At 61.6% G+C, this 5,810-nt stretch carries 5 protein-coding genes; 2 read left to right on the top strand and 3 right to left on the bottom strand.

What is annotated here, in order from left to right:
- Positions 1-130: 130 nt before the first annotated feature.
- Positions 131-1,357, bottom strand: coding sequence for a Xaa-Pro peptidase family protein (locus M2400_RS33330; protein WP_259198413.1), 1,227 nt, complete (start codon positions 1,355-1,357; stop codon positions 131-133).
- Between the two features lie 52 nt (positions 1,358-1,409).
- Positions 1,410-2,291 (bottom strand): hypothetical protein, encoded by an 882-nt coding sequence (locus M2400_RS33335; protein ID WP_177047825.1) that lies wholly within the window; start codon positions 2,289-2,291, stop codon positions 1,410-1,412.
- Between the two features lie 114 nt (positions 2,292-2,405).
- On the opposite strand from M2400_RS33335, the gene M2400_RS33340 reads away from it, so the two are divergent.
- Positions 2,406-3,320 (top strand): LysR family transcriptional regulator, encoded by a 915-nt coding sequence (locus tag M2400_RS33340; RefSeq protein WP_259198414.1) that lies wholly within the window; start codon positions 2,406-2,408, stop codon positions 3,318-3,320.
- Here M2400_RS33340 and M2400_RS33345 read toward each other — a convergent pair.
- Positions 3,258-4,451: an MFS transporter gene (locus M2400_RS33345; protein ID WP_405046204.1), complete on the bottom strand. Its 1,194-nt coding sequence runs from the start codon at positions 4,449-4,451 to the stop codon at positions 3,258-3,260. The two genes, M2400_RS33340 and M2400_RS33345, sit on opposite strands and share 63 nt — an antisense overlap.
- 319 nt (positions 4,452-4,770) lie before the next feature.
- Between M2400_RS33345 and M2400_RS33350 the strand changes: the two genes are divergently transcribed.
- Positions 4,771-5,700, top strand: a complete 930-nt coding sequence (locus tag M2400_RS33350) for a LysR substrate-binding domain-containing protein (RefSeq protein WP_177047830.1) — start codon at positions 4,771-4,773, stop codon at positions 5,698-5,700.
- Positions 5,701-5,810: the final 110 nt, after the last annotated feature.

A 5,810-nucleotide genomic window follows, 5' to 3' on the forward strand; every position in this document is an offset into this window, starting at 1 on the left:
GCCCCAAACAAACCAAGGGTTTGCTCCTGTGTCGCTTGGGCTGGTGGTGTTTGGGGTTTGCCCTATAACCCGCAATGCCCCCCCCCCCACGGCTCGACAGCTGCTACGGGGGGTGTTTGTATCCTGGGGGTCAGCGCAACAAGCGCGGGTCGAACGGGTAATCGGAGAGCAGCTCGATGCCGTGTTCGTGGATGTAGATCTGCTCTTCCAGTTTCACCCCTTCGCCGCCGTCATCGTGGCCGATGTAGCTTTCCACGCAGATGGTCATGCCGGCTTCGAACACGCCGTCGTAGCCCAGGGCATCGATGTCTTCGCGGTGCACCACGTAGGGGTATTCACCGGTCATGCCCACCCCGTGCACCAGGGCGAAGTAACGGTTGTTTTTGTAATGCTCGGGAATCTTCCAGGCCAGTTCCGCGTACTCCTTGAAACTGCGCCCGGCCTTGAGCATTTCCATGTTGGTTTGCACTTGCTCGTAGGCCAGCTTGTACAGCTCCTGCTGCTTGGCGGTGGCGGCCTGTTCGCCGCAGAGAAAGGTGCGCGAGAAGTCGGCGTAGTAGCCGAAACGCCCGACCACGTCGGTGTCCAGCGCCACCAGGTCGCCGGCTTCGATGGGCCGGGTGCTGCATTCCTGGAACCACGGGTTGGTGCGCGGGCCGGAGGACAGCAGGCGGGTTTCGACGTAATCGCCATCGGTGGCAATCACATGCTGGTGCAGGTGCGACCACAGTTCGTTTTCGCTGATGCCGGGGGTGAGTTTGCTTTCCATCAGCCGCACCCCGGCTTCGGTGGCGCGCAGGCTGGCGCGGATCATCTTCAGCTCGTTCGGCACCTTGATGCAGCGCGCGCGTTCCAGCGGTTCCTGGGCATCAAAAATCTGATAACCGAGCTTTTGCAGTTCGAAGGCCGCGGCCGAGGTCGCGCTTTCAATGGCGATGCGTTTGCCGCCGCCGCCACATTTGCGCACCAGCTCATCGATTTCGGCAGCCCAGTCGGCGGTGACGTTGCCCAGGAAACTTTCGCAGAAGTAATAGGAGATGGCTTTGGCCGGGCGTACTTCGTCGACGGTGTTGAGGGTTTCGGCCAGGTGCAGGCAGCCGCCGAATTCGAACACCACCACCGGGCCTTCAGCCGGGATAAACGCATAGCGGGCCGGGTTGCGTGCCGAGTACACCTGCATGTTGCGCGAGCCGGTGGCGTAGCGCATGTGGGTGGGGTCGAACAGCACGCAGGCGGCGTAGTCGCGCTTCTTCAGTTCGTTGCGCACCCGTTGCAGGCGGTCCAACTGGATCTGCTGGATCTCGTCATAGGTAGGTTCACAATCGGCGGGGTTGCGGTTGGGGCCGGACAGACTCATGGGGTGTTCCTCGCAGGGCAAATACGGGTTTTTAGTTTTTTGAGGGGGTGAATCAGTCGAGCAACTGGTCGCTGCGCACCAGGTTGCGTTCGGCTTGCAGATGGGCTTCGGACAGGCGTCCGTAAAGCTGCTTGGTGCGTTGGGCGCGGCCAATGATTCCGGGCTTTTCGGAGTAGGCGAAGATCGCCGTGTTGCGCTCGGTGGCGCCTTCCACGCGGGTGACGCGGTGCACCGAGAAACGGCCCTTGAAGATCTGCAAATCGCCCGGGTTGAGCTCCAGTTCCTGCACCCGCGAACGGTCTTCGCCGCGCACCACCTTACCCACTGCGCCGAGGTTCTCCTGGGTGCGGGAGCGAATCATCGGCGCGTACTCGAACAGGCCGCCGGCCTCGGGCTTCTGGGTCATCATGCTGACGATGAATTCGTTGGTATCGAAGTGCCAGGGCTGCTCGGTGCCGTCGGGCATCACGTTGATCACCAGGCCCGCGAACGGGTCGGCGTACTCGAAGATTTCCGGCTCATTGAGGCAGGCGCCGATAAAGCGTTTCATCATCGGCGACACGTATAGCCGGTGAATGATTGCGTCCGGGGCGATCATGTCGCGGGTCACAAACCCGCTGGTGCGCTCCATGAACGTGCGGCGCGGATCATCCTGGGGCAGGGTGGTGTCGTCTTCGGTGAAGTAGGCGTTGACCTTGCGCACCGAATAAAACGTCTTGCCCGACAGCGCCAGGCCTTCCAGGCGCGCCTGCTCAAGCGCTGCGGGGCGCAGGAAGTTCTTCAGCAGGCAGCAACCGTCTTCGGCCAGTTCCGCCCGGGCGTGTTCGATCAGGGCCTGTAATTGAACATGGCCCGAATCATGTATGGGATACAGCTCGGTATTAATAATGTCGCTGATATCGCCCACTTCAGCGTCAGCAAGTTGAAGGCTCATGCAAGACTCCCGGAACTATCAGTTGGTGTTTTCTGGCTGGACCGATAGTTGCTGAACGAGGTGCAAAGTGGAAATTACAAGTTGTGATCGAATCCATCGGGGAGGGCGATAGTTATGTCGGGCGAACTGGATGGCACCCTGCTTAAAGTGTTTGTGGCAATTATCGAGTGCCAGGGTTTCTCGGCCGCCGCCGAGCGCCTGCACAAGACCCAATCCACCGTCAGCCAGAGCCTGCAGCGCCTGGAGGACATCGTCGGCACGCCGCTGATCCGCCGCACCAGCCGCTCGGTGGGCCTGACCCCCAGTGGCGAAACCTTTTTGATCTACGCCCGGCAGATCCTCAAGCTGCACAGCGAGGCCGTCAGCGCCGCGCAGTTGCCCAATGAGCAAGTGTGTATCCACCTGGGCATGCCCGAGGACTACGCCGAATATTGCCTGGGCGGGATGCTCAAGGACTTCCAGGCGCAATTCGCCCAGGTACGGCCCGACGTGTGCTGCGAGATGTCCACAGCGTTGGTGGGGCGCCTGCAACGGGGCGAACTGGACCTGGTGCTGGGGGTGGAGCACGCCGGTTTGCAGGCTGGGGAATACCTGTGCGACGAGCCGCTGGTGTGGGTGGCGGCGCCCAGTTGGAGCTGCGTGGGGCGTCAGTCAGTGCCCTTGGCGGTGTACGCCGAGGGCTGTGCATTTCGTGCGAATGCGGTGCAGGCACTGGCCCAGTCCGGACGCTCGTGGCAGGTGGTCTACACCAGCCAGAGCCCGCGTGGCATTGCGATCGCGATTGAGCAGGGGCTGTCGGTGGGCGTGATGGCACGGCGCCTGGTGCCGTCCGATTGGCAGATTCTGGACGAGCGCCAGGGCTTCCCGCCGATCGCCCCGGCGCGCCTGATGTTCTGGCGCTCAGCCGGTTGCCAGGTGCCGGAGGTGGATGCGCTGGTGGAGATTCTGCGCCGGCAATTGGGCCACTCAGGGCATCTGGGCGGCCAGCGCCTCGGCAGTTTGTCGATGGGCCATGCGCTTCAGCAATAACAGGCTCGCCAGCACCCAGGCCACGATCCAGCCGTGGACCACGGCAAACTCGCCGGTCACTTGCAGCAACCAGCCGCATAAGGCATTGCCGGTGGCACTGGCCAGGCCGTAGCTGACCATGCTCAGGCTCACCACTTGCAGGCTCTGCACCGGGCTGAGCCGGGCGCCGACGTAAGCGGCCATCAAGCCCCAGCACGGGAAATAAAACAGCGCGAACAGCCCGGCCGCCAGCCAGCTCAGCAGCAGGCTGGGGTGCCCGAGCACGCCGAGCATGCTGAGACCAAACGCGCCGATACTCAGGGCCATCACCCGCAACGCGCCCCAACGGTCTGCCAGCGTGCCCAGCAGCAAGCCGCCGATGACCCCGCCGATGCCGATCAGCGTCCACATCGAGCCGGTGACCGAGGCGCTGGCCTGCAACTGTTCGCTTACAAACGCCGACAGGAAATTCAGAAAGGGCCCGCTGATGGCGCCGATAAACGCGCTGAGCAAAACGATCTGCATCGCCACCGGTTGCGCCACACACAGCTTCAGCCATTGGCGCAGCACCTGATTCAGCGCGGGCGCCTTGGCCTCACGCGGTGCGGGTTCCTTGATCGGGGCCAGTGCCCACAGGGTCAGCAGCGTTACCAGCAGCGTCAACCCGGCACAGATCAGCCAGAACTGACGCAAGGACAAACCCTGCAACAGCGCAATCAACAGCCCGTTCAAGCACAGCGCAAACGCGGACCCCGATGAAGCTAATCCCAACACCCGGCTGCGGTGCGTGGCCGGAATCACGTCCTGGGCCAGGGCCGAAATCGCATTCCAGTTCGACACCGCACAGGCCGACACCAGCGCCAGGCACAGGGCAAACGGCAGCACCCACGGCGTGGCCACGGCCAAGGCCAGCAGGGCGGGGCTGAGGACGATGGTCAGGCGCACCATATTGCGCGGGCTGATCCACGCCGCCGCCAGGCCGCTGGCAATCGAGGCGCCCATGTAGAACAGCTGCAACAGCGCGGCAATCAACGCGGCCTGGCTGTAACTGAGGTCAAACCCCAGGCGAATCTGCGGCAGCAACGCCGAATACAGGAACACACTGAAACCGTGGGTAGTGGCGTTGCACGCGGTAAATATCAGTGCGAGCAAGGCAATACTTCGCCGAGATGAAGCGGGGGCTTTCGACATGGCGATGACTCGATAAGTTAATCGCGAAAGAGCGGGGCGAAGTAATAAGAAATACATCGGCAGACTAGCGTTTATAGTCCGGCGGCGACCAATGCTTATTTGTCTTAGTGTGCATGCGTTATACGCAGGCTATTTATGCGTGAGCGACGGTCTGCGTCGATAAACGACACTTTCGGTGCCTGGAGGGATTGTTTCTCCGTCAACGCAGCGCGCTACCGCTGACCCAATACAAAAAGGTATGTTGTGCAGGTTATTTCCCATGTGCTCCCGAGTGTCGTCCATGAAACGCAAAATGCCCGGTCTCAACGCCCTTAAAGCTTTCGAAGTCGCCGGCAGTACCGGCAGTTTTACCCGGGCTGCCGAGCTGTTGAACGTGACGCAGAGTGCGGTCAGCCGCCAGGTGCGTCAGCTGGAAGAGCAGTTGGGCGAGGCGCTGCTGGAGCGTCGTCACCACCATCTGGAATTGACCAGTGCCGGGCGGGTGTTGCTGCGGGCGTTGCATCAGTCGTTCGACAAGATCGAGCTGACGGTGCGCAGTATCCAGCAGAAGTCCCATGCCAATCGGTTGCACATCAACGCGCCGCCGACCTTTACCAGTCGCTGGTTGATGCCGCGCCTGGGGCGCTTGCGCGAGCAGCATCCGGAGTTGGAGTTGAGCATCACCACGCGCTTGCAGGACAGCCTGGCGGAGACCAGCACGCTGGATTGTGCGATTCGGTTTGGCGATGGGGAATGGGATGGGTTGGACAGTTCGTTGTTGATTCAGGAGCGGCATATTGCGGTGTGCGCGCCGTCGTTGTATGCCCGGGAGTGGAGTGACGGGATTGATCTGAATCGCATGACGTTGCTGCATGTGTTGGCGCGGGAGGATCAGCGGTATCTGACGTGGAAGCACTGGCTGGATGCGGCGCGGATCAGTGGGGTTGATATCGAGGGTGGGTATGAGTTTGACCTGTTGGACCTGGCGATTCGGGCGGCGATTGATGGGTTGGGGATTACCATTGCGGATTGGCACATGGTGGCTTCGGAGTTGGCCAGTGGGCAGTTGACGCAGGTGTTGAATGTGCATGTGGAGGGGCATCAGTCTTATTGGTTGGTGACGCGGCCGGAGCAGACTGACTCGCCGCAGTTGCAGGTGTTTGCGCGGTGGTTGCAGGAGGAGATTTGGTTGGCTCAGCGGCAGTTGGAGCCTTCTTTGGCGGCGGGGTGATTGAGTACATATCCGTTGCTGCGGTAACGGCCACTTAGGGTTCCGCTCTTACAGCGGGTCACTTTTGGCAAACGCCCGGAATGCCGGCCCAGCCAAAAGTAACCAAAAGG

The organism is Pseudomonas sp. BIGb0558, assembly GCF_024807515.1.
Taxonomy (GTDB): Bacteria; Pseudomonadota; Gammaproteobacteria; order Pseudomonadales; family Pseudomonadaceae; genus Aquipseudomonas; species Aquipseudomonas yamanorum_A.

What these genes read in the sequence shown, in the direction of transcription:
- M2400_RS33350 (WP_177047830.1), top strand. Translation starts at nt 4,771, where the DNA reads ATGAAACGCAAAATGCCCGGTCTCAACGCCCTTAAAGCTTTCGAAGTC.
- M2400_RS33340 (WP_259198414.1), top strand. Translation starts at nt 2,406, where the DNA reads ATGTCGGGCGAACTGGATGGCACCCTGCTTAAAGTGTTTGTGGCAATT.
- M2400_RS33330 (WP_259198413.1), bottom strand. Translation starts at nt 1,357, where the DNA reads ATGAGTCTGTCCGGCCCCAACCGCAACCCCGCCGATTGTGAACCTACC.
- M2400_RS33335 (WP_177047825.1), bottom strand. Translation starts at nt 2,291, where the DNA reads ATGAGCCTTCAACTTGCTGACGCTGAAGTGGGCGATATCAGCGACATT.